Origin of the sequence: Nocardia brevicatena NBRC 12119 (assembly GCF_000308495.1) — a bacterium.
GTDB classification, from domain to species: domain Bacteria; phylum Actinomycetota; class Actinomycetes; order Mycobacteriales; family Mycobacteriaceae; genus Nocardia; species Nocardia brevicatena.
The window spans coordinates 1-1615 of the sequence record NZ_BAFU01000193.1; the positions used below are offsets into that span (position 1 = coordinate 1).

Sequence of the window (1615 nt, forward strand, 5' to 3'; positions counted from 1 at the left end):
GGCTCTGGCCCACTTTCGGTGGTGGCTGGTGGGTTCAGGCCAGGAGGATGCGGTGGCGAAGCAGCCGGAATCCGGCGCGACCATACATTTGTCGTTTGATCAGCTTCGTTTTCGTGTTCACACCCTCGACCGGGCCGTTGCTGTAAGGCATGCAGAGTCCGGCCAGGACCGCGTGGTAATCGCGGTCGATACCGCGCAGGAACGGATCGAGTTCCGGTAGCGCCGCGGTGCGGGCGCTGCTCATCCAGCCGTCGAGGTCACGGCCGCGGTGCTCGGTGACGATGCGGGCGAACCTGCTCACCAGCTCCGCAAGCACCGTCAGGTCCGGACAGGTGGCCAGCAGTTCGGTGAGATGAGCGTTCCGCTGCTCGCCCAATTCGCTGGGGCGGGTGGTGATCCAGGCAGTGAGCCGCCGGGGCGAGGGCATGACCCGGTCGGACTCGGCACGGCCCTGATTCAGGTACTTGTGCAGGAGATTCAGGCTACCGGTGTAACCGAGATCGGTGATCTCGGCCAAAAGGGTAGTGACCGCGACGCCGGGCTCTGTGTCGCGACGGGCACGCAGATGATCACGGTAAGGGTCCACCAGACTTGCCCGGTATTGCGGTGGGCGGCGCAACTTCTCGGGTTCGCTGACACGGGAATACCGTTTCACGGTGTTCAAGCCGAGGCCGAGCCTGCGGGCGCAGTCCATGAGTCCGACCCCGCGGTCGAGGAGATCATGGATGGCGTGCCAGCGGGCCAGGGTAGTGGTTTCACGGGTCAACTGCCGGCGCTTCGGGCCGGCAGCAGCCCAACAGCGAGCGTGGGCGGCGACCACCTTCTCCGCTGCTCGCACCAGGTTGTGCCACAGGTGCCAGCGATCGGCGATCTGGACCGCCGTCGGGGCCCCGCGGCGGATCGCTTCGGCATAGGTCGCCGACCCGTCACGCACGACGAACTCGACGCCGGGATGCTCACGCAACCAGGCTTCCAACGTGGCCGAGCGGCGGTCGGGCAGGACATCGACACGCTGGTGGGTTGCGCCGTCGATCAGCACGGTCCCGTAGCGGTGGCGGCGCAGCAAAGCGAAATCATCCACACTGAGCACCCTCGGCACAGTCTGCGTCTGCAGCGGAATGCCGAGCAGCGCCCGCACCGCGGTCTGCCGCGACAAACGCACCGACCAGCGCCCGAGCATTCGGACCGCGGCCCGCCCGGCCAGCTCCCGCACCGCCGCACGCACGTGCCCGGTCAACCGCGCAGTGCGCCGCTGATAGCGTTCCACCACTCCGGGGACCTGTTCCCGGAACGTGCGCTGGCATCCCTGCGTCGGGCAATACAGGCGCCGGACACGCACCCGCACCACCACGCTGCGGCCATCGACCGGCAGATCGGCCAGCCGCCGCTCGTGAACTCCATGAACCCGGCTCGATCCCGCACCACAGCCCGGGCATTCCGCCACACCACCAGGAGTCCGTGCCCGGACCACCAGCCGCGAACCCGCCACACTCACATCCTCGACAACCAGTGGCGACAGACCCGAAAATATCACGCCGACACCAACACTCACCTCAGCCACCGGGCTATCGTGCCGCCGTCACCTCACAGGCACCACCGAAAGCGGGCCAGAGCC

At 67.5% G+C, this 1615-nt stretch carries 1 protein-coding gene; it reads right to left on the bottom strand.

Annotated elements, in window-relative coordinates; genetic code table 11:
• Positions 1-34 precede the first annotated feature (34 nt).
• Positions 35-1561 carry an ISL3 family transposase gene (locus ON20_RS25940; protein ID WP_040839690.1) on the bottom strand — a complete coding sequence of 509 codons (1527 nt, stop codon included), beginning with the start codon at positions 1559-1561 and terminating at the stop codon, positions 35-37.
• Between the last annotated feature and the right edge of the window lie 54 nt (positions 1562-1615).